26 protein-coding genes and 4 tRNA genes are annotated in these 23924 nt (G+C 60.2%); 21 read left to right on the plus strand and 9 right to left on the minus strand.

Annotated features, from left to right (window positions below; translation table 11 throughout):
- Window positions 1-622: M24 family metallopeptidase (locus MF4836_RS33665; protein ID WP_078474015.1), on the minus strand; the 622-nt coding region annotated here is incomplete at its 3' end.
- A gap of 230 nt (window positions 623-852) precedes the next feature.
- On the opposite strand from MF4836_RS33665, the gene truA reads away from it, so the two are divergent.
- From truA to MF4836_RS33725, 12 genes are all read left to right on the plus strand, one after another.
- Window positions 853-1677 carry a tRNA pseudouridine(38-40) synthase TruA gene (gene truA / locus MF4836_RS33670; protein WP_020297833.1) on the plus strand — a complete coding sequence of 275 codons (825 nt, stop codon included), beginning with the start codon at window positions 853-855 and terminating at the stop codon, window positions 1675-1677.
- A 63-nt stretch (window positions 1678-1740) separates the two neighbouring features.
- A complete protein-coding gene (locus MF4836_RS33675) occupies window positions 1741-2373 on the plus strand; it encodes a phosphoribosylanthranilate isomerase (protein ID WP_078474016.1) in 633 nt (210 codons plus the stop codon).
- A 259-nt stretch (window positions 2374-2632) separates the two neighbouring features.
- A complete protein-coding gene (gene accD, locus MF4836_RS33680; protein ID WP_078474017.1) occupies window positions 2633-3553 on the plus strand; it encodes an acetyl-CoA carboxylase, carboxyltransferase subunit beta in 921 nt (306 codons plus the stop codon).
- Window positions 3550-4857 (plus strand): bifunctional tetrahydrofolate synthase/dihydrofolate synthase, encoded by a 1308-nt coding sequence (gene folC / locus MF4836_RS33685; protein ID WP_078474018.1) that lies wholly within the window; start codon window positions 3550-3552, stop codon window positions 4855-4857. The genes accD and folC overlap by 4 nt, the downstream gene beginning before the upstream one ends.
- Window positions 4841-5494, plus strand: a complete 654-nt coding sequence (locus MF4836_RS33690) for an SPOR domain-containing protein (protein WP_078474019.1) — start codon at window positions 4841-4843, stop codon at window positions 5492-5494. Before folC ends, MF4836_RS33690 begins: the two co-directional genes overlap by 17 nt.
- A 98-nt stretch (window positions 5495-5592) precedes the next feature.
- Entirely contained in the window at window positions 5593-6150 is a 558-nt protein-coding gene (locus MF4836_RS33695; RefSeq protein ID WP_020297838.1) for a CvpA family protein, read from the plus strand.
- A gap of 41 nt (window positions 6151-6191) precedes the next feature.
- A complete protein-coding gene (gene purF / locus MF4836_RS33700) occupies window positions 6192-7697 on the plus strand; it encodes an amidophosphoribosyltransferase (RefSeq protein ID WP_078474020.1) in 1506 nt (501 codons plus the stop codon).
- Window positions 7698-7732: 35 nt separating this feature from the next.
- Complete coding sequence (locus MF4836_RS33705; protein ID WP_078474021.1) at window positions 7733-8944, plus strand: O-succinylhomoserine sulfhydrylase; 1212 nt, start codon at window positions 7733-7735, stop codon at window positions 8942-8944.
- Window positions 8945-8949: 5 nt separating this feature from the next.
- Complete coding sequence (locus MF4836_RS33710; protein ID WP_207202425.1) at window positions 8950-9717, plus strand: SDR family oxidoreductase; 768 nt, start codon at window positions 8950-8952, stop codon at window positions 9715-9717.
- 176 nt (window positions 9718-9893) lie between these two features.
- A tRNA-Val gene (locus MF4836_RS33715) sits at window positions 9894-9969 on the plus strand.
- A gap of 59 nt (window positions 9970-10028) precedes the next feature.
- Window positions 10029-10105, plus strand: a tRNA-Asp gene (locus MF4836_RS33720).
- A 101-nt stretch (window positions 10106-10206) separates the two neighbouring features.
- Window positions 10207-10283: transfer RNA gene (locus tag MF4836_RS33725), tRNA-Asp, on the plus strand.
- A 188-nt stretch (window positions 10284-10471) separates the two neighbouring features.
- Here MF4836_RS33725 and MF4836_RS33730 read toward each other — a convergent pair.
- Window positions 10472-11755 carry an NAD(P)/FAD-dependent oxidoreductase gene (locus MF4836_RS33730; protein ID WP_078474022.1) on the minus strand — a complete coding sequence of 428 codons (1284 nt, stop codon included), beginning with the start codon at window positions 11753-11755 and terminating at the stop codon, window positions 10472-10474.
- A gap of 184 nt (window positions 11756-11939) precedes the next feature.
- On the opposite strand from MF4836_RS33730, the gene MF4836_RS33735 reads away from it, so the two are divergent.
- Window positions 11940-12016 (plus strand) — tRNA-Val (locus tag MF4836_RS33735).
- A 169-nt stretch (window positions 12017-12185) separates the two neighbouring features.
- Here MF4836_RS33735 and prfH read toward each other — a convergent pair.
- Complete coding sequence (prfH, locus tag MF4836_RS33740) at window positions 12186-12803, minus strand: peptide chain release factor H (RefSeq protein ID WP_078474023.1); 618 nt, start codon at window positions 12801-12803, stop codon at window positions 12186-12188.
- Entirely contained in the window at window positions 12803-13936 is a 1134-nt protein-coding gene (locus tag MF4836_RS33745; protein ID WP_078474024.1) for an RNA ligase RtcB family protein, read from the minus strand. The genes prfH and MF4836_RS33745 overlap by 1 nt, the downstream gene beginning before the upstream one ends.
- Window positions 13937-14250: 314 nt before the next feature.
- Between MF4836_RS33745 and MF4836_RS33750 the strand changes: the two genes are divergently transcribed.
- The 3 genes from MF4836_RS33750 (at window position 14251) to MF4836_RS33760 (ending at window position 15635) form a co-directional block, all read left to right on the plus strand.
- The gene (locus MF4836_RS33750) at window positions 14251-14571 is read left to right on the plus strand and encodes a helix-turn-helix domain-containing protein (protein ID WP_020300185.1); all 321 of its coding nucleotides are present in this window, start codon (window positions 14251-14253) and stop codon (window positions 14569-14571) included.
- A 90-nt stretch (window positions 14572-14661) separates the two neighbouring features.
- Window positions 14662-15012 carry a hypothetical protein gene (locus MF4836_RS33755; RefSeq protein ID WP_078474025.1) on the plus strand — a complete coding sequence of 117 codons (351 nt, stop codon included), beginning with the start codon at window positions 14662-14664 and terminating at the stop codon, window positions 15010-15012.
- A gap of 185 nt (window positions 15013-15197) precedes the next feature.
- Window positions 15198-15635, plus strand: a complete 438-nt coding sequence (locus tag MF4836_RS33760; protein ID WP_078474026.1) for a bleomycin resistance protein — start codon at window positions 15198-15200, stop codon at window positions 15633-15635.
- On the opposite strand, the gene MF4836_RS33765 is transcribed toward MF4836_RS33760, so the two are convergent.
- Together MF4836_RS33765 and csrA are read right to left on the minus strand one after the other, a co-directional pair.
- Window positions 15632-15880, minus strand: a complete 249-nt coding sequence (locus tag MF4836_RS33765; RefSeq protein ID WP_020300182.1) for a hypothetical protein — start codon at window positions 15878-15880, stop codon at window positions 15632-15634. The genes MF4836_RS33760 and MF4836_RS33765 overlap by 4 nt on opposite strands.
- Before the next feature lie 294 nt (window positions 15881-16174).
- Window positions 16175-16369: a carbon storage regulator CsrA gene (csrA, locus tag MF4836_RS33770; protein WP_007920550.1), complete on the minus strand. Its 195-nt coding sequence runs from the start codon at window positions 16367-16369 to the stop codon at window positions 16175-16177.
- Between the two features lie 266 nt (window positions 16370-16635).
- On the opposite strand from csrA, the gene MF4836_RS33775 reads away from it, so the two are divergent.
- Complete coding sequence (locus MF4836_RS33775; protein ID WP_078474027.1) at window positions 16636-16992, plus strand: penicillin-binding protein activator LpoB; 357 nt, start codon at window positions 16636-16638, stop codon at window positions 16990-16992.
- Between the two features lie 93 nt (window positions 16993-17085).
- On the opposite strand, the gene MF4836_RS33780 is transcribed toward MF4836_RS33775, so the two are convergent.
- From MF4836_RS33780 to MF4836_RS33790, 3 genes are all read right to left on the minus strand, one after another.
- Window positions 17086-17775 carry an endonuclease gene (locus tag MF4836_RS33780; protein WP_020300180.1) on the minus strand — a complete coding sequence of 230 codons (690 nt, stop codon included), beginning with the start codon at window positions 17773-17775 and terminating at the stop codon, window positions 17086-17088.
- 4 nt (window positions 17776-17779) lie between these two features.
- A complete protein-coding gene (locus MF4836_RS33785; RefSeq protein WP_078474028.1) occupies window positions 17780-18031 on the minus strand; it encodes a DUF1654 domain-containing protein in 252 nt (83 codons plus the stop codon).
- A gap of 215 nt (window positions 18032-18246) precedes the next feature.
- Window positions 18247-19335: an asparaginase gene (locus MF4836_RS33790; protein WP_020300178.1), complete on the minus strand. Its 1089-nt coding sequence runs from the start codon at window positions 19333-19335 to the stop codon at window positions 18247-18249.
- A gap of 333 nt (window positions 19336-19668) precedes the next feature.
- Between MF4836_RS33790 and MF4836_RS33795 the strand changes: the two genes are divergently transcribed.
- The 4 genes from MF4836_RS33795 to MF4836_RS33810 all read left to right on the plus strand — a co-directional run bounded on the left by MF4836_RS33795 (window position 19669) and on the right by MF4836_RS33810 (window position 23922).
- Window positions 19669-20118, plus strand: a complete 450-nt coding sequence (locus MF4836_RS33795) for a hypothetical protein (protein WP_078474029.1) — start codon at window positions 19669-19671, stop codon at window positions 20116-20118.
- A 262-nt stretch (window positions 20119-20380) separates the two neighbouring features.
- Entirely contained in the window at window positions 20381-21337 is a 957-nt protein-coding gene (locus MF4836_RS33800; RefSeq protein ID WP_078474030.1) for a sugar ABC transporter substrate-binding protein, read from the plus strand.
- Between the two features lie 57 nt (window positions 21338-21394).
- Window positions 21395-22948, plus strand: a complete 1554-nt coding sequence (locus tag MF4836_RS33805) for a sugar ABC transporter ATP-binding protein (protein WP_078474031.1) — start codon at window positions 21395-21397, stop codon at window positions 22946-22948.
- Window positions 22945-23922, plus strand: a complete 978-nt coding sequence (locus MF4836_RS33810) for an ABC transporter permease (protein ID WP_078474032.1) — start codon at window positions 22945-22947, stop codon at window positions 23920-23922. The genes MF4836_RS33805 and MF4836_RS33810 overlap by 4 nt, the downstream gene beginning before the upstream one ends.
- The last annotated feature ends 2 nt before the right edge of the window (window positions 23923-23924 follow it).

Genomic DNA, 23924 nt, shown 5'->3' on the forward strand with positions numbered 1-23924 from the left:
GGGTAGGGTGGGCGATCTGGATCTCCAGGATCCACAGGCCGACGTTCGGGCACTCGTCGAAATCTCCCAGATCGCCCGCGCGGTAGATCGCGTGGGGAAAGTCACTGACGCGATGGCCCTTGATGTCCAGGTTCAGCACCCAGCCCATGGCGCTCGCCTGCTCTTCGGCGTAGCGGTAGAGTTCGGGGCCGGCCACCTGGTGGTTCTTCCAGTGGTCGTGCACGCGGTCGAACAGGGTTTTGGCCGCCGCCGCGCAGGCCTGCATCTCGGGGTCGTTGCCGGTGGTAAAGGTGGCACCGGAGTCGCCCTCGTGGCGATCCCAGACCACCCCCAGGTCAATAAAGAAAATATCGTTCTGCCCCAGCCGGGGATCGCCTTCGGAGCGTTGCTTGAAGGTCTTCAGGGTGTTTTCGCCAAAGCGAATCAGCAGCGGGTGCCAGATCCGCTCCATGCTCAGGTCCTTGAGAATCGCCAGTCCCAGCTCCCGGGCCTCTGATTCGAGCATGCCCGGCGTGATGCGCCTGGCCATCTCGGCTATCGCTTCCCAGGTCATGCGTTTGGCGTGGAGCATGCCTTCAAGGCTGTACGCCAGGCCCACGGCTTCTTTGCTTGTGGCGGTCATTCATCAGGTCTCGGTCGGGTGGGTCTTTTATAGTTCGTTATATATTTATCTATATAGCGATTACCTGGGTGGCGATGCAATCCCATTAGGTGTGGCCTGGGCGGAAGATCGATCTGCAACTAAAAGCCGGTGGCGCATGGCGTCTGCTTCCGGCGGCCTTATAATGGCTGCCTTTGCGTACATCAGCGGGCTGTAAGTTCTTGGCAAATATAGATAACGCGGCCGCCGAAATGGCGGCCGCAGGCTTTTTCAGAATCGCCCTGGGTGTTGAATACAAGGGTTCGCGCTATCGCGGCTGGCAGCGGCAGTCGTCCGGCGTGCCCACCGTGCAGGAAACCCTGGAGAAGGCCCTGTCCAAGGTGGCCGACTCCCCGGTAGTGCTGTCCTGCGCCGGACGTACCGATGCGGGCGTGCATGCCTGCGGGCAGGTGGTGCATTTCGACACCCAGGCCGAGCGCTCGCTCAAGGCATGGGTCATGGGCGCTAACATCAATTTGCCCCATGACGTCAGCGTCAGTTGGGCCCAGGTCATGCCGGCGCATTTTCATGCGCGCTTCAAGGCCATTGCCCGGCGTTATCGCTATGTGATCTACAACGATCAGATCCGCCCGGCCCACCTCAACGAAGAAGTCACCTGGAACCACCGCCCGTTGGATGTCGAACGCATGGCCGAGGCCGCGCGCTACCTGGTGGGCACCCATGACTTCAGCGCCTTCCGGGCCGGACAGTGCCAGGCCAAGTCGCCGATCAAGGAAATTCACCATCTGCGGGTTACCCGGCACGGCAAGATGATCGTCCTGGATATCCGTGCCAGCGCCTTTCTGCATCATATGGTGCGCAATATTGCCGGCGTGTTGATGACCATTGGCGCGGGTGAGCGTCCCGTGGAGTGGGCCGGGGAGGTGCTGGAGAGCCGCATTCGGCGTACTGGCGGGGTTACGGCGCACCCGTTCGGGCTGTATCTGGTGCAGGTCGAGTACCGGGATGAGTTCCAACTGCCGGAGCGATACATCGGGCCACATTTCCTCACCGGTTTCACCGAACTTGACGGCTGACGCTGGGAAAAGCATTTGCTACCATCCAGAACTTTTACGGATTTGCCCCGGGGTTTAAACAACATGACAGCCGTTCGCAGCAAAATTTGTGGGATTACCCGCATAGAGGATGCGCTGGCGGCGGTCGAAGCCGGGGCTGATGCCATCGGCCTGGTGTTTTACGCCAAGAGCCCAAGGGCGGTCACGGTGCAGCAGGCGCGGTCGATCATTGCCGCGTTGCCGCCGTTTGTGACCACTGTTGGGCTGTTCGTCAACGCCAGCCGTTGCGAGCTGGGGGAGATTCTCGATGCGGTGCCCCTGGATCTGCTGCAGTTTCATGGCGATGAGTCGCCGGCCGATTGTGATGGCTACCATCGGCCCTACATCAAGGCGCTGCGGGTCAAGGCCGGGGATGATATCGCCGGCCGTTGCGCGACCTATGCAAAGGCCAGCGGGATTTTGCTGGACACCTATGTCGAGGGCGTACCCGGTGGAACCGGTGAAGCCTTCGACTGGTCACTGGTACCGCAGGGCCTGAGCAAACCGATCATCCTTGCTGGCGGTTTGACTGCGCAGAATGTGGCCCGGGCGATTGCCCAGGTGCGCCCCTACGCGGTGGATGTCAGTGGTGGGGTGGAGCAGGGCAAGGGCATCAAGGACCAGGCAAAGATTCGCGCATTTATGCAGGCCGTGCGCGGCAGCAGTGAGTCGATGTGACGGCTGGCAGTCTGCCGCCGTCCATAACTCCACTGTACAAAACAGGTGGGCACTGTCTTCGGACAGGCCGAAGTCGAAGTGGCAACCGCTCTGTTGCGGGCTGTCGGGATGGCTGAGGAGCAGTTCGCTACAGGCAGGTCGAGCCTCGTGCTGACCGCGGTAGCGCACCGATCATCGCCGCACACATGAATTTAGCTCAAGGGCATACGCGGGGCTGCGAACCAGAGCGTTCGGGCCGCCGGTACTGGAGAAAGAAAGCATGAGCAACTGGTTAGTAGACAAACTGATCCCTTCGATCATGCGTTCCGAGGTGAAGAAAAGCTCGGTGCCTGAAGGTCTTTGGCACAAGTGCCCGTCCTGCGAGGCGGTGCTGTATCGGCCGGAGCTGGAAAAAACCCTGGATGTTTGCCCTAAGTGCAATCACCACATGCGTATCGGTGCTCGCGCCCGTATCGACATTTTCCTCGATGCCGAAGGCCGTGCCGAACTGGGCGCCGACCTGGAGCCGGTGGATCGCCTGAAGTTTCGCGATGGCAAGAAGTACAAGGATCGCCTGACTGCTGCACAGAAGCAGACTGGCGAGAAGGACGCGCTGATCTCCATGAGCGGCACCCTGCTGGGCATCCCGGTGGTGGTTTCGGCCTTTGAGTTCTCCTTCATGGGCGGCTCCATGGGGGCCATCGTCGGTGAGCGTTTTGTTCGTGCCGCCAACTACGCCCTGGAAAACAAATGCCCGATGATCTGCTTCGCCGCCTCCGGTGGTGCGCGGATGCAGGAAGCGCTGATCTCCCTGATGCAAATGGCCAAGACCTCTGCGGTACTGGCGCGTCTGCGCGAAGAAGGTATCCCGTTCATCTCCGTGCTGACCGACCCGGTCTACGGTGGTGTGTCGGCGAGCCTGGCGATGCTGGGTGATGTGATCGTTGCCGAGCCCAAGGCCCTGATCGGTTTCGCCGGTCCGCGGGTTATCGAGCAGACCGTGCGTGAAAAGCTGCCAGAAGGCTTCCAGCGCAGTGAGTTCCTGCTGGAACACGGCGCGATCGACATGATCATCGCCCGTCAGGAACTGCGCCCACGTCTGGGCAATCTGCTGGCGCAATTGATGGGGCTGCCGACGCCTGAGTTCGTCGCCGCGCCTGTCGAGCCGATCGTGGTTCCGCCGGCTCCAGCCAACCTATGACCCAACGTACCCTTGGCGAATGGCTCGCCTACCTCGAGCAGTTGCATCCGTCGGCCATCGACATGGGGCTCGCGCGCTCGCAAGAGGTAGCGTCCCGTATGGGATTGGGCAAGCCGGCGCCTCGGGTGATTACGGTGACCGGTACCAACGGCAAGGGTTCGACCTGTGCGTTCGTGGCGTCCCTGCTGCGAACCCAGGGTTTGCGAGTAGGGGAGTACAACTCGCCACACCTGTTGCGTTACAACGAGCGGGTGCAGATCGATGGCGTCGAAGCCAGCGATGCTGAGCTGTGCGAAGCCTTTGCCGCGGTCGATGCCGGGCGTGGCGAGATTTCCCTGACCTATTTCGAGGTGGGCACACTGGCTGCCTTCTGGCTGTTCCAGCGTGCCGGGCTTGATGCGGTGGTGCTGGAGGTCGGCCTGGGTGGGCGCCTGGACACGGTCAACCTGGTGGATGCGGATCTGGCGCTGGTGACCAGTATTGGTGTCGATCACGTTGACTATCTTGGCGATACCCGTGAGTCCGTGGCCTTCGAGAAGGCCGGGATCTTCCGCCAGGGCGCGCCGGCGCTGTGTGGGGATCTCAATCCGCCACAGCCTTTGCTGGACAAGGCGCGTGAGCTCAATTGCCCATTCTTCCTGCGTGGGCGCGATTTTGACCTGGGTATGACCGAGCAGCACTGGCAATGGCGCGGCCTCGATCTTTCGGGTGCCCCGGTGGAGCTGCACGATTTACCGTTGCTCGATCTGCCGATGGAAAACGCTGCCCTGGCCTTGCAGGCCTATTTGCTGACGGGGTTGCCTTGGCAGCCGGAGCGGATAGTGGCTGCCTTGCGCCAGACCCGGGTGGTCGGTCGCCTGGATCGTCGGCAGTTCGATTGGCAAGGCAAGCGCCTTAATCTGCTGCTGGATGTGGGCCACAACCCCCACGCCGCGCAGTATCTGGCCGAACGCCTGGGCCGTCGGCCGCTGGCTGGCAAGCGTCTGGCGGTGTTTGGTCTGCTGGCAGATAAAGACCTGGCTGGCGTGGTTGAGCATCTGCATCCGCAGGTCGAAACCTGGGCGGTGGCCCCTCTGGATTGCCCTCGGGCGCGTCCGGTTGCGGACTTGCAGGCGGCGCTGGAGAACCTTGGGGCTCGCGTAACGTCCTATGACAGCGTTGCTGCCGCTTTGGAAGGGCAGTGCGCGCTTGCAACGGCAGAGGATGAAATCCTGCTGTTCGGATCTTTTTATTGTGTTGCCGAGGCGCTTGAGTGGCTCGCCCGGCGCTCCACGGAGGAAGCTGCACATGGCTATGCTGGATAACGTCTACAAGCAGCGAATGGTTGGAGCTCTGGTTCTGGTGGCACTGGCGGTGATCTTCCTGCCCATGCTGTTTTCCCGCGAAGATGAGCAGCGTCATGTCAGCGTCGAGGCGCCTGCCGCGCCGCAAGCGCCTGTCATGCCTCAGGTGCAGGTCGAGCCGGTTGTGGTTCCCGAGCCGCAAGCGCTGCCCCAGGAGCCGATTCCGAGCGATGACGAGGTGGTGCAGCAGTCTGCACCGTCTGCGCCGATTGTGCCCAGTGCACCGGCGACCCCTGTTGCACCGCCGACAGCTGCGATCAAGCCAGCTCCAGCGCCGGTCGCGCCCAAGCCTACACCTGCTCAATCTGTTGCCAGCACACGGCCGGACACCAGCCAGAGCCGGATCGATGCCAATGGCCTGTCGGTGAGTTGGTCGGTGCAACTGGCCAGCCTGTCCAGCCGCGAAAGCGCTGAAAACCTGCAGAAAACCCTGCGCAGTCAAGGTTATAACGCCTATATCCGTTCCGCCGATGGCAAGAACCGGGTATTCGTCGGTCCGCTGATCGAGCGTGCCGAAGCTGATCGCCTGCGTGACTTGCTGGGTCGCCAGCAGAACCTCAAGGGGTTTGTGGTGCGTTTTCAGCCTGAGCGCGGTTAAGGCTATCTGCTTGATTTGAAAAGCACAGTGAATCGCAGCTTACCGACAGCCAAGCGCTCTGCTAAAATGCGCCGCCTTATCCGTCTGTAGGCTGCACTGTGCCATTTACCTGGGTTGATTGGGCGATCGTTGCAATAATCGCCATCTCCGCGTTGATCAGTCTGAGCCGCGGCTTCGTCAAAGAAGCACTGTCGCTGCTGACCTGGATTATCGCTGGAGTCGTTGCCTGGATGTTCGGTGGCTCACTGTCCGAGTACCTCGCCGGATACATCGAAACACCTTCGGCTCGCGTGATCGCGGGCTGTGCCATCATGTTTGTCGCCACCTTGCTGGTAGGCGCAATGATCAACTTTCTTATCGGCGAATTGATTCGCGTCACCGGCCTCTCCGGGACCGATCGATTTCTCGGCATGGCCTTTGGCGCCGCGCGTGGCGCGTTGCTGGTGGTCGTGGCGGTCGGGCTTTTGAGCCTGGGGCCGGTACAACAGGATTCCTGGTGGCAGCAGTCGCGACTGGTGCCACAATTTCTATTGGTTGCAGACTGGTCGAAGAACCTCATATTGGGGTGGAGCAGTCAGTGGCTGGCCAGCGGTATCAGCGTACCCGCTGATATTCCGTTCAAGGAGCACCTCTTACCGGCCAAAACGCCTCAGTAAGATGTGTTCAGTTCAGTTTCATTAAGTAGGGGTTGCGTCGCATGTGTGGCATCGTCGGTATCGTCGGTAAGTCGAACGTCAATCAGGCGCTGTATGACGCGCTAACCGTCCTCCAGCACCGCGGCCAGGACGCTGCCGGTATCGTGACCAGCCATGATGGCCGGTTATTCCTGCGCAAGGACAATGGTCTGGTCCGTGATGTATTCCATCAACGGCATATGCAGCGTCTGGTCGGCCACATGGGCATCGGCCATGTGCGCTATCCAACCGCAGGCAGCTCGACTTCGGCCGAAGCTCAACCGTTTTACGTCAACTCGCCGTACGGCATCACCCTGGCGCATAACGGTAACCTGACCAACGTTGAACAGCTGGCCAAGGAGATTTACGAATCCGACCTGCGCCACGTCAACACCAACTCCGACTCCGAAGTCCTGCTCAACGTGTTCGCTCACGAGCTGGCCCAGCGCGGCAAGTTGCAGCCGACCGAAGAAGACGTGTTCGCGGCCGTGACTGACGTGCACAACCGCTGCGTCGGTGGTTACGCAGTCGTGGCCATGGTGACCGGTTACGGCATCGTCGGTTTCCGCGACCCGCACGGCATCCGCCCGATCGTTTTCGGCCAGCGTCACACTGACGAAGGCGTCGAGTACATGATTGCCTCGGAAAGCGTTTCCCTGGACGTGCTGGGTTTCACCCTGATCCGCGACCTGGCACCGGGTGAAGCGGTCTACATCACTGAAGACGGCAAGCTGCACACCCGTCAGTGTGCGACCAACCCGCAACTGACCCCGTGCATCTTCGAGCACGTGTACCTGGCGCGCCCGGATTCGATCATCGACGGCGTCTCGGTGTACAAGGCGCGCCTGCGCATGGGCGAGAAGCTGGCCGAGAAGATCCTGCGCGAGCGTCCTGAGCATGACATCGACGTGGTTATCCCGATCCCGGATACCAGCCGTACCGCTGCGCTCGAGCTGGCTAACCACCTGGGTGTGAAGTTTCGCGAAGGCTTCGTGAAGAACCGCTACATCGGCCGTACCTTCATCATGCCGGGCCAGGCTGCGCGGAAAAAATCCGTACGCCAGAAGCTCAACGCCATCGAGCTGGAATTCCGCGGCAAGAACGTGATGCTGGTGGACGACTCGATCGTGCGCGGCACCACCTGCAAACAGATTATCCAGATGGCTCGCGAAGCCGGCGCGAAAAACGTCTACTTCTGCTCCGCAGCGCCGGCCGTGCGCTACCCGAACGTGTACGGCATCGACATGCCGAGCGCTCACGAGCTGATTGCGCACAATCGTTCGACCCAGGACGTAGCTGACCTGATCGGTGCCGATTGGCTGATCTACCAGGACCTGCCGGACCTGATCGAAGCGGTCGGCGGCGGCAAGATCAAGATCGAGCATTTCGACTGTGCAGTGTTTGACGGCAAGTACGTCACGGGCGACGTCGATGAGGCCTATCTGAACAAGATCGAAAACGCGCGTAACGATGCCTCCAAGGTCAAGACCCAGGCGGTCAGCGCGATCATCGATCTGTACAACAACTGATTCAGAGCATTTAGAAGACTTGAGGAGTAGGCGGCATGAGTCAGGATTGGGATGCCGGTCGGCTGGACAGCGACCTTGATGGCGTAGCTTTCGACACCCTGGCCGTACGTGCCGGCCAGCACCGTACGCCGGAAGGCGAGCACGGTGACCCGATGTTCTTCACCTCAAGCTATGTGTTCCGTACGGCCGCCGATGCGGCCGCGCGGTTCGCTGGCGAAGTGCCAGGCAACGTCTATTCGCGCTACACCAACCCCACCGTGCGTGCCTTCGAAGAGCGCATCGCCGCCCTGGAAGGTGCCGAGCAGGCGGTGGCCACGGCTACCGGCATGGCTGCCATTCTGTCGGTGGTGATGAGTCTGTGCAGTGCGGGCGATCATGTGCTGGTGTCGCGTAGCGTATTCGGCTCGACCATCAGTCTGTTTGAAAAGTACTTCAAGCGTTTTGGCATCGAAGTCGATTACGTGCCCCTGGCGGACCTGTCCGGCTGGGATGCGGCAATCAAGGCCAATACCAAATTGCTGTTTGTCGAATCGCCGTCCAATCCCCTGGCAGAGCTGGTGGATATCGCCGCGCTGGCCGAAGTGGCCCACGCCAAGGGTGCGATGCTGGTGGTCGACAACTGTTTCTGCACGCCTGCGTTGCAACAGCCACTGAAGCTGGGTGCCGACGTGGTGGTGCATTCGGCGACCAAGTTCATCGACGGCCAGGGCCGTTGCATGGGCGGCGTGGTGGCCGGCCGCGGTGAGCAGATGAAAGAAGTGGTGGGTTTCCTGCGTACCGCAGGGCCGACCCTGAGTCCGTTCAATGCCTGGATCTTCCTCAAGGGGCTCGAAACCCTCAGCCTGCGCATGCGTGCCCACTGTGCCAATGCCTTGGCGTTGGCGCAGTGGCTGGAGCAGCAGGATGGCATCGAGAAGGTGCACTACGCCGGCCTGCCAAGCCATCCGCAATACGAACTCGCCAAGCGTCAGCAGCGTGGATTCGGGGCGGTGGTCAGTTTTGAAGTCAAGGGTGGCAAAGACGGTGCATGGCGCTTTATCGATGCCACGCGCCTGATCTCTATTACCGCCAACCTGGGTGACAGCAAAACTACCATCACTCACCCGAGCACCACCTCCCACGGTCGCCTGGCGCCGCAGGAGCGTGAAGCGGCGGGCATTCGCGACAGTCTGATCCGGGTCGCTGTGGGTCTCGAAGACGTTGCCGACCTGCAAGCCGACCTGGCTCGCGGCCTGGCCGCCTTGTGATCGAGTTGTCCTCGCAGCAGGGCAGTGCCAATGGTCGCGTTGCGCTGGTCACCGGCGCGGCACGGGGCATTGGCCTGGGGATCGCCGCCTGGCTGATCAGCGAGGGCTGGCAAGTGGTATTGACCGACCTTGATCGCGCGCGCGGCGCCAAGGTGGTCGAGGTCATGGGGGAGAGCGCCTGCTTTATCGCCATGGATGTCTCGGATGAAAAGCAGGTGGCCCAGGGTGTGGCGCAAGTGCTTGGCCAGTTTGGTCGGCTCGATGCGCTGGTGTGCAACGCGGCGGTGGCCGATCCGCGCAATATCACCCTGGAAAGCCTCGATCTGGCGTACTGGAACCGTGTACTGGCGGTGAACCTCAGTGGGCCGATGCTGTTGGCCAAGCACTGTGCGCCTTACCTGCGCGCTCACGGCGGCGCCATCGTCAATCTGGCCTCGACCCGCGCCGGCCAGTCCGAGCCCGATACCGAGGCTTACGCGGCGAGTAAGGGTGGGTTGCTGGCCTTGACCCATGCCTTGGCTATCAGCCTGGGTCCGGAAATCCGCGTCAATGCGGTCAGTCCGGGCTGGATCGACGCACGTGACCCGGCAGCGCGCCGTGCGCAGCCGTTGAGTGATCTTGATCATGCTCAGCACCCCGCGGGCAGGGTCGGGACGGTCGAGGACGTTGCGGCGATGGTGGCCTGGCTGTTGTCGAAGAACGCCGGGTTCGTCACGGGCCAGGAGTTCGTGGTCGACGGCGGCATGACCAAGAAAATGATTTATCAGGAATAAGAGCAGCGACAAGCTTTTAGCTGCAAGCGGCAAGCAGGGGTGAGCAGTATCCCTTGTTGCTGCTTTTTCTTGCAGCTTGAAGCTAGCTGCTCTCAGCTGTTTTTGAAAAAAACTCCAACGCTGCTATTGACTTAGCTTCGGTATCTGCGTAAATTTCGCGGCCTCAACGAAGCAAAGGGTGATTAGCTCAGCTGGGAGAGCATCTGCCTTACAAGCAGAGGGTCGGCGGTTCGATCCCGTCATCACCCACCACTTCTTGAGTGTCTTTCGAAAGAAAGGCGGAAGCTTCCAAGGAAGCCTCCAACCGACGCGCAGCGGTAGTTCAGTCGGTTAGAATACCGGCCTGTCACGCCGGGGGTCGCGGGTTCGAGTCCCGTCCGCTGCGCCATATTTTCCAAGTCAGGTTCGCCTGGCTTGAGATTGAAAAGCCTCGAAGCTGATCAGTCCGACGATTTAAAAGGTTCAAATGGACGCAAGTCCAAGCGATACGCAGCGGTAGTTCAGTCGGTTAGAATACCGGCCTGTCACGCCGGGGGTCGCGGGTTCGAGTCCCGTCCGCTGCGCCATATCTGCCTCAAGGCCCACTGAACGCCTTGAAGCTACGAAGACGCCACAGGTGCTTCGGATTGATAGCAAAGACCCTGGTCGAAAGACCGGGGTTTTTTGTTTTCGATATTTGGAATGTCAGTCGCGTTTTTTGGTTCTGCCGCACACATGAAAACCCCGCCTGTTTGGCGGGGTTTTTTGTGGGAGTTTAGAAACCGTATTTGTCCCGCAGGCTGTAGTACCAGGCGCCCAGGGCGGTAAATGGAGTGCGCAGCAGCTGGCCGCCAGGGAAGGGGTAGTGCGGCAGGTCGGCAAAGGCATCAAAACGCTCTGCCTGGCCGCGCAGGGCTTCGGCCAGGACCTTGCCTGCCAGGTGGGTGTACGTCACGCCGTGGCCGCTACAGCCCTGGGAGTAATAGATGTTGTCGCCCAGGCGTCCGACTTGCGGCAGTCGCGAGAGGGTCAGCAGGAAGTTGCCGGTCCAGGCGTAATCGATCTTGACGTTTTGGAGTTGGGGGAAGGCCTTGAGCATCTTCGGTCGGATGATGGCTTCGATATTGGCCGGGTCGCGGGCGCCGTAGACCACGCCACCGCCGAAGATCAGGCGCTTGTCCGCAGAAAGGCGGTAGTAGTCCAGCAGGTAATTGCAGTCTTCGACGCAATAGTCCTGGGGCAGCAGGCTGTTCGCCAGTTCGTCGCTCAAGGGTTCGGTGGTGATGACCTGGGTGCCGCAAGGCATGGACTTTGCGGCCAGTTCCGGAATCAGGTTGCCCAGATAGGCATTGCCCGCGACGATGATGAACTTGGCCCTGACCTTGCCCTGTGGCGTGTGTACCACCGGATTGGCGCCGCGCTCGATGCGCAGGGCCGGGGATTGCTCATAAATAGTGCCGCCCAGGGACTCTACGGCTGCCGCTTCGCCCAGGGCCAGGTTCAGCGGGTGGATGTGCCCGCCACTCATGTCGAGCATGCCGCCCAGGTATTGATCACAGGCCACGACTTCGCGGATGCGGCGTTGGTCCAGCAGTTCCAGTTGGCTATGGCCGTAGCGCTCCCACAGGCGCTTCTGCGACTCCAGGTGGCCCATCTGCTTGCTGGTCAGGGCGGCAAACACGCCGCCGTCCTTCAGGTCGCACTGGATGTGGTACTTGGCCACGCGTTCGCGAATGATCCTTGCGCCCTCAAAGGCCATTTGCCCTAGCAACTGCGCCTGCTTGGGGCCGACGCTGCGTTCGATCACATCGATATCGCGGCTGTAGCTGTTGACGATCTGCCCGCCATTGCGGCCCGAGGCGCCAAAGCCGACCTTGGCCGCCTCCAGTACTGTTACGCGAAAACCGTTTTCCAGTAGAAACAACGCGCTCGACAAGCCGGTATAGCCGGCACCGATCACACAGACATCGGTTTCTACCTCGCCCTGCAGTGAAGGGCGTTCTGGCACGGCGTTGGCCGACGCTGCGTAATAGGATTCTGGGTAGGGAGTGTTCGCCATCCTGCAGCCTCTGTTTAATATATTTTACGAGTGCGCCGATCGTACCTGAGTTGAAAATCGGCTGCCAGCCGCTGATAAAGTCTTGCTCGCCACTAAAAAATTAAATAATTCGCATATTCATAGGCTTAGCTGCAAAAAAGGTGTTGACACCCCTCCGGAATTCCGTAGAATGCCGCCTCACAGCAGGCACGTAGCTCAGTTGGTTAGAGCACCACCTTGACATGGTGGGGGTCGTTGGTTCGAGTCCAATCGCGCCTACCAAACAAAATCCGCTCTGCTGGGCGGTCTAGAAGGGCTCACCGAAAGGTGGGCCCTTTTTTGTTGCCTGGGATTTGCAAAGCCCTCATTCATTGATTTCCCCATTGGCATTCACTACCAATCACCGGGATTGGAGCAGAGCCGCCTTTATGGCGGCTCTGGTCGATGGTGGTCAGTCCTGGGGGATGAATGTCGGGCCGGCAAACGACCTTACAGCGTTGCCCCGTTCGACCTTGTGGTGGGAGTCCCGGCGCTGCAGGCGCAGGGTGTTATGGGCTTCCTGCTCAAGGCCTGCGAGTCGCTGCTGAATCAGCAGCACTGCCAGGCGCTTGTTGTCGTGCTGGCTGCGCCCGGACTGGACCTTGACGCTGATCCCTGAAGCCAGGTGAGTGGCGCGCACCGCCGAGTCGGTCTTGTTCACATGCTGGCCGCCGGGTCCTGAAGAACGCATGGTTTCGAAGCGTATCTGGCTCTCCTGGTTACCTTGCGGGGCGTTGAAGACCTGGCCGGCGAAGAACCAGTTCTTGCGCTTGTGCCCGGGTCGGTAATGGCTCTTGCAGCTCCAGAGCAGGGTGCCGGTCCAGCGTCCGGCAAGCGCCGTGGCATTGTCGCCATCAAGGCCGACCAGTACCGACTTGCAGGTGCCGTTATGCCAGCCGGGTTCGCGCTCTATCACGCACAGACTGACCGCCTGGGTTTCGGCTTCGTCATGCAGCCTTTGCAGGGCCTTGGTCACGGCCAATTCACACTCGGCCGGCCCCTGTGCCGATGACAGCTGTAACAGAACCATCAGCAGCACCCTCGGCGTTTGTAGGTCAGCACCGGCTTGAGTCGCGCGATGATGTGCAGCAGGCCTGCGTCACGCAGGCTGCCGACCACGCTGTCGATGGCCTTGTAGGCTTCTGGAGCCTCTTCGTACATCAGGGCGCGATCTTCGCAGATCACTCGGCTGCCGAGGCTGGTGCGCTTGAGCTGATCGAAGCTGAAGCGCGCCGCCAGGCGACCCTTGCAGTCGCCGCGAATCCACTTCCTGCCGGCGCCATGGGCCAGGGAGTACAGGCTGCTGGCAAGCGGGATGGGCTGCACCAGGTAGCTGTAGTCACCGCGGGAGCCGGGGATGACCACCACGCCCTGATCGGACGGTGTGGCGCCCTTGCGGTGGATCCAGCCGGCTTCGCCGTCGACGCTGCCGGGCGATACCAGGTTGTGGTTGATATCCAGCGCGCTGCGGCCTTTCGCCCGCAGATTGACCAGGATGCGCTCCGCAATCAGCCGGCGGTTGGCTTCGGCAAAGCGCAGGGCTTCGTCATGGCGTTGCAGGTAGTCGACGCCGGCCGGGCTGTCGACGGCGATGCCGGCATGGCCGTGTTGTTCGACATGCCGGCGCAGAATGGCTTCGCCCAGGCCGCGCGAGCCGCTGTGGACCAGCATCAGCAGCGAGCGCCGGTCCAGGCCCAGGGTGTCCATGGCGTCGCTGTCATGGATCTCGTCGATCTGTTGCAGCTCGGCGAAATGATTGCCGCCGCCGATGGTGCCCAGGGAGTGTTCGTGGCCGGTGGCGGCCAGCGCCAACAGCGCCAGTTCCTCCTGCCATTGCTCATCCAGGGCGGTGTCGATGTTGCCGATTTTCTTTTCCAGCTTGTCCAGGTTCAACCGGGCGCTCGGGATGTCCGTCTGCCACAGCGTCATGCCGCAACCGATGTCATTGCCCACCAGTGCCGGGTAAAGGGTTTCGCTGGAAAAGAAGGCTGCACCTACCGGATAGCCGCGACCTGGGTGCAAGTCCGGCATGCCGACCACGCGGCGCATGCCGGGCAGTTGTGCAGTCGTTTGAAGTTGCTGGATCGCTTTGTCTTCGATCCAGGTGCTGTCGGAGGCGATAAGTGATACGCCGGCCGACAAATTGCGGATGCAATTGTCCATGTCCAATTCCTGATTGGAGAAAATATTCAGGTAAGTGGCAGGGCGGATCCGGAGTAAGCGAGGCGCTAGAAACTAGCGGGTATAGCGTTTAAACCAGGCACGTCCTGCAAAGAGCGATCAGGTATTTCATGGTGGATCTCCTTTGCGAAAGTGTGGGAAGGGCGCGCAGATTAATCCGCGTTCGCGAATCTGGCAATGGTTGTCGCGGATTTTTGTCGGTGGGCGGCTGTTCCGGGCGAGACCCGGGGTTGGAAAAGGGCACGTTTGGGATGGCGCAGGGTCCTAATCGTGTTGCGTCATGAATGAGGAATTCCATGGACAAGTTTGGAGAACGGTTGAAAGAGGAGCGCAAGGCGCTTGGTCTTTCCCAGCAGGAGTTCGGTGCCATTGGCGGGGTTGAGGCCAATGCCCAGGGTCGTTACGAGAGCGGCGAGCGGCTGCCCAAGTCGGATTATCTGATGGCGGTGGGGCGCAAGGGCGTGGATTTGCTGTATGTCCTGACCGGTGAGCGTTCGAAGCTGTCGGACGGCCAACTGAGTGCGGAGGAAAGCCGGATCATCGAGCATTACCGCAGCCTGGGCGAGGACGATCAGGAGGCCATTGCCCAACTGGCCTCATCCCTGGCGGAGTGCTGAGCGCGGGTCGCCAGGGGTTTTTCTGGCTGTGTGGTATCTGCCGGCTCCTGGGTGGGCGATACTCTCGGTTTTTCAGCACGAGGTAGCATCATGCGGGTGTTAATGGCGATGATCGCCGCGGCGTTGCTTGCGGGATGCGCGAGTTCGGCAATGAATGAAGCGCGCTCCAAGAGTCCTTCGCGGGTGCTCTCTTCGGCCAAGGCCGATCAACTGGTAGCGCAGTGCGTGCAGTTTGCCTGGCAGGACGAGGCGGTCTTCGGCGTCGATGCTGCTGCCTATCTGGAGCCACGCAAAGGCGGTGGGTACACGGTCTATACGCGTTCCGCGGAGTCCTTTGCCGATATCCAGGTGCAGGCTTCGGGCACCAGCGTCAGTTACTACGCGCTTCACGACGACTGGATCGCCAAGCGCAGGCTCGCGGCCCTGGGTACGTGCCTGTAACGCGTCGCAGGGCCCAAAGGCGTCTCGGTTGAGGCGCCTTTTTTATGCCTGATGCAATGGGGGGCTTCACCGCGTCATCTGTTGCGAAGTTTTAATCAGTTGTGAACATTGGTAAGCGAGGGCTGCGTAAACCGGGTCGGGGGTTGTAGGCTCGCCCCTCGAATTTACCTGAATGGACGCAGCCGATGTTTGTGATGAATGCCCTGGTTCCGGAGATGCTCGTCAGTGACTTGCAGCGGAGCCTGACGTTTTACCGCGATGTGCTGGGGTTCAAGGTCGAATACGAGCGTCCGGAGCACCTGTTTGCCTTTTTGTCGTTCCATGGCAGCCAACTGATGTTGGAGCAGGACGATGGCGAAGCGTCCCCATGGCACGTCGGCCCACTGGAGCAGCCGTTTGGGCGCGGTATGAACCTGTCGATCGAATGCCCTGACGTTGCGGTGTTGGTTCAAGCCCTGGCCGACGCCGGTTACCCATTGCGCAAGGAAATCGAGGAGCGCTGGTATCGCCACGATGCCCTGTTGCATGGGGAACTGAACTGTTTGCTGCTCGATCCTGATGGTTATCTGCTGCGCTTCACTCAGGACCTGGGGTTCAAGCCGGTGGAGGGCGGGGCTGCCTAGGAAAGCTGGCTGAAGGCTTTGCAGACCGTGTCGCGATTGGTTTTGTACTCAGCCTGCTGCACCGGAATGATGCCGAACTCATCGCTGATGATGGAGAGGGCGCGGTGCAGGAAGTCGACATTAGCCCTGGAGCGGAACGTGAAAATGCCACGCTTGACCTGGTACAGGCCTTCTGTGGAGCACGCGGCAACGGTTCTCATCGCATTCGGGTCATTGGTGATCAGCAGATAAGCGAACTCTTGCATCAAACTGCTCCTGGTTCATAAGGCATCGACTGGCGTCGTTGACGCTGGCTGACTCGCGTACGTGCGATAGCTGAAAGCTACTCCTGCGACAGTGCCATGCGTTACTGGGCATTTATACAAAGGTGGCTAATTGCCGGTGGTGCAGGCAGCCGCGTGCCTTGGGCGCAAAAGGACAGGGCCTTGCACTTTTCAGGTCGAGTTGCAGGAAGGGGGCGCTAGCGAAGCAGGGAGGGAATGAGACTGAGTCCAGCGCCAGCCATTGTGGTCAGACAAAGGGCTGGCAACTCATCAAGCTCAAGGTGTTTCGCGTTTGTCCGGAGCGGTAAGCCCGGCCTGGATCCGTTGATAGATCTCTTCACGGTGTACGGCTACGTCTTTGGGGGCGTTGATGCCGATCCGGACTTGCTGGCCGCTGACGCCCAGGATGGTGATCGTAATGTCGTCACCGATGTTTATGCTTTCACCGACTTTGCGGGTGAGTATCAGCATGAGCTTCTCCTTGATTGCGTAGTAGGGCACCTGATTTCAGACAGTGCAGATATCGGTCGTATGTATAGATTAGTGCGAAGTTCCACTGAGTGGGTGCCTCTTTTCTGACGCGCAGACGATGTATTAATTCCCAGGGTGCAACTATACAGAGGCGATAAACATGATTCTCCCTGTTTCGGCCTGTTTTTGTGGCAGTGACCTGGCAGCCGGCAGTGTTAAAATCGCCGCCTCAGAATTTTAAGGGGTAGGTTGTGCGCACAGTAGCGATGATGGTTGCGGTATTGGCCTTGGCTAGCTGCGGCGAAGGCAAGGTGGCAGACGCCGGCAATAAGCCCGCTGCGCCGGCCCAGGCCCAACAGGTACAAGAGGCGGCGACCCCGCAGTGGGACGTGCTGGTGGGTAGCGATCTGCCGCAGGCGGTGAGCGATATGACCGGCTGGCTGATCGAGCACGGCATCATCTCCAGCGTGGTGATGCAGGACGGCAAGCAATTGATTCTGGTTGGGCCGTTCAACTCCCAGGCTGAAGCCGAGGCGAAAAAGGCCGAGCTCGAGGAGAAGTTGGCCAAGGCCAAGAAGCGCAACGTCAATGCAACGGTGATCGAGCACCGGGCAACGCAGTGAGCTTGAAGGGGTTGACGACAGGCACGGTCGGCAACCTCGCCTGAAAGGTTGGATCCAGGCCTCGCAGAAGCGGCGAGGCCTTGGCGCTGAAGGCTAGCCGCAGGCTTTCAGATCCACCGGGCCAACAAAATCGTTACCGTGGCCCATCACGCAACCCACGCTTTGATTGCGCTGGCGTTCCCAGGCCTGGACCGGGTAGGTCTTGTTCCAGGCTTCATACAGCTGGCGGTCCTGCTTGGACAGGTTCAGACCGTATTGCTTGCTCATGTAGAAATAAGTACGGGCGATCATTCCGCGAATCGAAGGGCGCGGCATGACCTTCTTCGCCTTGAAATCGACCTGGGTCAGGCATGAGCCGTATTGCCCGGTTTTCTCCGGCAGCCAGCCAAAGCTGAAGTTATTGCGGTCGCCATTCACCTCGCCGATGCTCGGCACCAGGTTGTGCAGGTCTGCCTCGGCGCGCTGGTAGATCTTGTCGGTGCGGGTGCAGTTCTTGCGCCCGCCCTGTTGCCAGCATTGGCGCTGGTGGCCAATCTGCCAGGCCGGGACGATGTGCTCCCACTCGATACGGGCTGCGCGATTGGCGTTCTTGCGCGGTATGTAACCGCACGCCGCAAGGTCCACGCGATTGCCGTTGTATTTACAGCCACAGTAGAACTCGGTGGATTGCGGGGCGTAGAGCTTCCAGGCGACCTTTTTCGCTTGGCTGAACGTACTTGGCGCATCGGCCTGGGCATTGAGGGCAACGCAGAACAGCAAAAAAACCAGACAGCGGACAATCATCGACTCAATCTTCCTTCGGCACGACCCAGAAAATCTGCACGCCGCCGTCGTCCCGATAGGCCAGGGTGACATTGTCGTTTTCAGCAATTTCCTCCAATAGACGCGCCCATTCGTCCGCAGGCTCATCTTCAAGGCGGAAGATCAGTGCGGCTTTGGCCTTTTGTGCGGTAGGGGAGTTGATGATTTTTTGAACGCGTAGCCCCATCCGTTCGTAGGAGCCTGGCGGGGTATTGCTTGCAGCAGAAGACTTGGCCACGGAGTAATCCTTATTAAGCTGTACGTGCGTACAGTATTTAACTGTAGGCAATTTCGCAACTGCTTAAAATTCAAGAAAATCTTCTGACAGCACTTTTTCCGATTTGTCTGAAATCGTGGGGATTTTTTATTGCGGCGGGCGGGAGGAGGGGAGTGCCGCTTGCCCGGGCGTGCAAGCGGCAGGGTGCCCGACCAGGGAAGGTCGGGCGAGTGCTATCAGTACTCCCAGAACATCCGTTGCAGCTCTTTGCTGTCCTGAGTCTTGGTCAGGGCAACCATGGCCAGGATGCGGGCTTTCTGTGGGTTCAGATCATGGGCGACGACCCAGTCGTACTTGTCGTCAGGCTGTTCTGCGTTGCGCAGGACAAAGCCGCCGGCATTGACGTGGGACGAGCGAATGATCTGCACGCCATTCTTGCGCAGTTCCTGCAGGGCCGGCACAACCCGCGAAGACACCGAACCGTTGCCGGTGCCGGCGTGGATGATGGCTTTGGCGCCGCCTTGGGCCAGGGCTTTGTAGGCGGTGTCGCTCACGTTGCCGTAGCCGTAGGCGATTTCGACGTCAGGCAGGCTCTTGATGTTCTTGATGTCGAATTCCGAATCCATGGTGTGGCGCTTGGCTGGCAGGCGGAACCAGTAGGATTTGCCTTCGACCACCATGCCCAGTGGGCCCCATGGGCTCTTGAAGGCTTCGGTCTTGATGTTGATCATTTTGCTGACATCACGACCCGACTGGATCTCGTCGTTCATGGTGACCAGTACGCCCTTGCCGCGAGCGTTCTTGCTGCCGGCAACAGCCACGGCGTTGTACAGGTTGAGCATGCCGTCAGCCGACATGGCGGTGCCTGGGCGCATGGAGCCGACCACGACGATTGGCTTGTCGGTTTTTTCCACGAGGTTGAGGAAGTAGGCGGTTTCTTCCAGGGTGTCGGTACCGTGGGTGATCACGATGCCATCGACGTCCTTGCTATCGGCCAGTTCGGCGACGCGACGGCCCAGTTGCAGCAGGTTGTCGTTGGTGATGCTTTCGGAGGCGATCTGCATGACTTGCTCGCCACGTACGTTGGCCAGCGTGCTCAGTTCCGGAATCCCGGCGATCAGTTGTTCGATACCCACCTTGGCGGCCTGGTAAGTGGCGCTGTTGGCGGCGCTGGCGCCAGCGCCGGCAATGGTGCCGCCGGTGGCAAGGACCACGACGTTGGCCAGTTTCTGTTGGGTCTCGGCTTCTTTTGCTTGCAGTGCAGTAGGCAGGAGCAGGAGCAGGGCCAAAGCGCCCGGAACAAAGGTATTGAAGGCAGATTTCATTATTTTCTCTCTAGTGGTGAGACGGTGCTGGTGCAAGTTCATCTAGAAACACCCCGGCGGCAGATCTGAATGCCGTGGGGCGATGAGGAGGGAGCAGGATCTGTACCAGCGTCACATTGGCTCGGTAAGTATTTTAAGTTACTGATTTATATCAATTTTATTTCAGTTGTTATTTGGTCGACGTGGAACCTTGTCCGGGTTTCCGAACATTTGGCAAGTGCTTTGTTCGGCAATCCGAAAACGGCCCGTGTCCGCTAATAGCGTTTTGCCACAGGCTAAAGAATCGGCCTGGCCGGTCGATGCTGTTCAAAGGGTATTTTTTCAGGAGCTCATATGTCTTTTTCAGTCGGTTTCCCAAGTGCCGGTGCGATCACCATCAATGGCAAGTCGCCGGCCACCATCGACGCGTTGAGCAAGGCGACTGCCGATACGGCGTCACAGGTCCTGGGCACCGATGACCAGGACAAGGTCAAGGCGGGTGGGGCGTCGCAGGCCGAAGAAGGTTCTGCGCAAGGTTCCGATGGCGGTGGCAACAGCATCGCGGTGCAGATCCTGCTCAAGCGCATGCAGGAGTTGCAGGAGCAGCTCAAGCAACAACAGCAACAACTGGCAGCGGCCCAGGCGGCCAACTATCCGACCCCTGAAGCGAAGCAGACCATGGTGATGGCGGTTCAAGGTCAGATTGCCGATACCAATGGCGCGCTGCTGGACGTCTCCGGCCGTTTGGTCACGGAGCTGAGCAAAGGCTCATCCTCCGGCTCAGTGATTAGCACCACCGCCTGAAAAAGTGCCAGTGCCGACCCTCGAAAGAGGGTTTTCGGCATGTTGGAGCGGGGGTGTCGAGGATTCTCCGACGATAGGGTTATGCGTTGACAAAACGCTGTAGCGTTCGCATAGTTGATTTCCGCAAACGTTTGCGAGGTGTTCAAGGGGTGACTTTCATTCCTTGAAGCGCGCGTTGATTGCCGTTGTCAGCGGTGGCGATCGTCAAAGCTTCTAACCTTGCAGGCGCTGCTCACAATAATCATAAGATCGGAGTCAATCCATGAAGCTGCCATTTGCTGGACGTCTTCTCGCTGTCGCTATCCTGGCCGCGGCATCCGCTGCGCTTCCTTTCTCTTCGGCCTACGCCGATACCGCTCAAAAACCCAAGGTCGCCCTGGTCATGAAGTCCCTGGCCAACGAGTTCTTCCTGACCATGGAAGATGGCGCCAAGGCTTATCAGAAAGAACATCCCGCCGATTTCGACCTGGTCTCCAACGGCATCAAGGACGAAACCGACACCGCCAACCAGATCCGTATCGTCGAGCAGATGATCGTGTCCAAGGTCAACGCCCTGGTGATTGCCCCGGCTGATTCCAAGGCCATGGTGCCGGTGATCAAAAAAGCCATGGATGCCGGCATCACCGTGATCAACATCGACAACCAGCTCGATCCGGCAGTGCTCCAGAGCAAAAACATCAGCGTGCCTTTTGTCGGGCCTGATAACCGCAAGGGTGCGCGGCTGGTGGGCGAGTACCTGGCCAAACAATTGAAGGCCGGTGATGAGGTCGGGATCATCGAAGGCGTGTCCACCACCACCAACGCGCAGCAGCGTACCGCTGGCTTCAAGGACGCGATGGAGGCGGCCCAGGTCAAGGTGGTTTCCCTGCAGTCCGGTGATTGGGAAATCGACGCCGGCAACCGCGTGGCGTCGGCCATGCTCAGCGAGTACCCGAATATCAAGGCGCTGCTGGCCGGCAATGACAGCATGGCCGTCGGTGCGGTTTCGGCAGTGCGTGCAGCAGGCAAGGCGGGCAAGGTCCAGGTGGTGGGCTACGACAACATCAACGCGATCAAGCCGATGCTCAAGGACGGCCGAGTACTGGCGACAGCCGACCAGTTTGCCGCCAAGCAGGCGGTGTTCGGCATCGAGACTGCGTTGAAAATCCTCAAGGGCGAGAAGGTCGACAGCGGCACCAACGGCGTCATCGAAACTCCGGTTGAACTGGTCACCAAGTAGTCATTCTGGCGGCACAACGGCGTCCGTCCACAGGGGCGGGCGCATGGAGAGTTTCCTATGTCAGTTTCCGCTGCGAACGCTGTCCTGACGGTCAGCGGTATCGGCAAGACCTACGTCCAACCGGTCCTGACCGGCATCGATCTGACGCTGATGCGCGGTGAGGTGCTGGCACTGACCGGTGAAAACGGCGCCGGCAAAAGCACCCTGTCGAAAATCATCGGTGGCCTGGTCACGCCCACCACCGGGCAGATGCAGTTCAATGGCCAGGCGTATCGCCCTGGCAGCCGCACTCAGGCCGAAGACCTGGGTATCCGCATGGTCATGCAAGAGCTCAACCTGCTGCCGACCCTGTCGGTTGCGGAAAACCTGTTTCTCGACAACCTGCCCAGTCGCGGCGGATGGATCAGCCGCAAGCAATTGCGCAAGGCGGCGATCGAGGCCATGGCCCAGGTCGGGCTGGACGCCATCGACCCCGACACCCTGGTCGGCGAACTCGGCATCGGGCACCAGCAAATGGTGGAAATCGCCCGCAACCTGATTGGCGATTGCCATGTGCTGATTCTCGACGAACCGACCGCGATGCTCACCTCGCGGGAAGTCGAAATGCTGTTCGAGCAAATCACCCGCCTGCAAGCCCGGGGCGTGTCGATCATTTACATCTCCCATCGCTTGGAAGAACTGGCGCGGGTGGCACAGCGCATCGCGGTGTTGCGCGACGGTTGCCTGGTCTGTGTCGAGCCCATGGCCAATTACAACAGCGAGCAACTGGTCAACCTGATGGTGGGGCGCGAGTTGGGCGAACACATCGACCTGGGACCACGGCAGATTGGCGGCCCGGCGTTGACGGTGAAGGGGCTGAGCCGTTCGGACAAGGTGCATGACGTTTCCTTCAGCGTGCGCAGTGGCGAGATTTTCGGGATTTCCGGTCTGATCGGGGCCGGGCGTACCGAGCTGTTGCGTCTGATCTTCGGCGCGGATAAAGCCGACAGCGGTACGGTGGCCTTGGGAACGGCGGAGCAGGTGGTGAGCGTTCGCTCGCCTGCCGATGCGGTGGCCCATGGCATTGCCCTGATCACCGAGGACCGCAAGGGCGAGGGGCTGCTGTTGAGCCAGTCGATCGGAGCGAATATCGCCCTGGGCAACATGCCGGCTATTTCCAGTGCCGGGCTGGTCAACGGCCAGAGCGAGGCACGGCTGGCACAACGGCAGATCGATGCCATGCGTATCCGCAGCTCCGGACCGGCACAACTGGTCAGCGAGCTTTCGGGCGGCAACCAGCAGAAGGTGGTCATCGGCCGCTGGTTGGAGCGCGATTGTTCGGTGCTGCTGTTTGATGAGCCGACTCGCGGCATCGACGTCGGCGCCAAGTTCGATATCTATGCCTTGCTCGGCGAGTTGACGCGCCAGGGCAAGGCGCTGGTGGTGGTTTCCAGTGACCTGCGCGAGCTGATGTTGATCTGTGACCGCATCGGTGTGCTGTCCGCCGGGCGCCTGATCGACACCTTCGAGCGCGACAGCTGGACCCAGGATGAATTGCTTGCCGCCGCATTTGCCGGCTATCAAAAACGTGATGCGTTGCTCAATGAAGCGGCGCCTAGGAATGCACCATGAAAACTGCACCTGCAACCGGCAAGCGTGCTGGCAACTATTACGGCCTGGGGACTTACCTCGGCCTGGCGGGCGCCTTGCTGGTGATGATCATCCTGTTCTCGACCCTGAGCAGTCATTTTCTGTCCTATGACACCTTCAGCACCCTGGCCAACCAGATTCCCGACCTGATGGTGCTGGCGGTGGGCATGACCTTCGTACTGATCATCGGCGGCATCGACCTGTCGGTGGGTTCGGTGCTGGCCCTGGCGGCGTCGACCGTCAGCGTGGCGATTCTCGGCTGGGGCTGGAGCGTGCTGCCTGCCGCCTTGTTGGGCATGGCCTGCGCGGCGCTGGCCGGAACCATCACCGGTTCGATCACCGTGGCCTGGCGCATTCCGTCCTTTATCGTGTCCCTCGGCGTGCTGGAAATGGCCCGGGGCGTGGCCTACCAGATGACCGGTTCGCGAACTGCCTACATCGGCGATGCCTTTGCCTGGCTGTCGAATCCGATTGCCTTTGGCATTTCTCCCTCGTTTATCATTGCCCTGTTGATTATTTTCGTCGCCCAGGCAGTGCTGACGCGTACCGTGTTCGGTCGCTACCTGATCGGTATCGGCACCAACGAAGAAGCGGTGCGCCTGGCGGGGATCAATCCCAAGCCCTACAAGATCCTGGTGTTCAGTCTGATGGGGTTGCTGGCCGGCGTGGCGGCACTGTTCCAGATTTCACGCCTGGAGGCGGCGGACCCGAATGCGGGCTCCGGCCTGGAGTTGCAGGTCATCGCTGCGGTGGTGATTGGCGGCACCAGCCTGATGGGTGGGCGTGGTTCGGTGATCAGCACCTTCTTCGGCGTTTTGATTATCTCTGTGCTGGCTGCAGGTCTCGCGCAAATCGGCGCGTCTGAGCCGACCAAACGCATCATCACCGGCGCGGTCATCGTGATTGCCGTGGTGCTGGATACTTATCGCAGTCAGCGTGCACTTCGGCGGGTTTGATT

This window comes from Pseudomonas sp. MF4836 (assembly GCF_002018875.1).
Taxonomy (GTDB): domain Bacteria; phylum Pseudomonadota; class Gammaproteobacteria; order Pseudomonadales; family Pseudomonadaceae; genus Aquipseudomonas.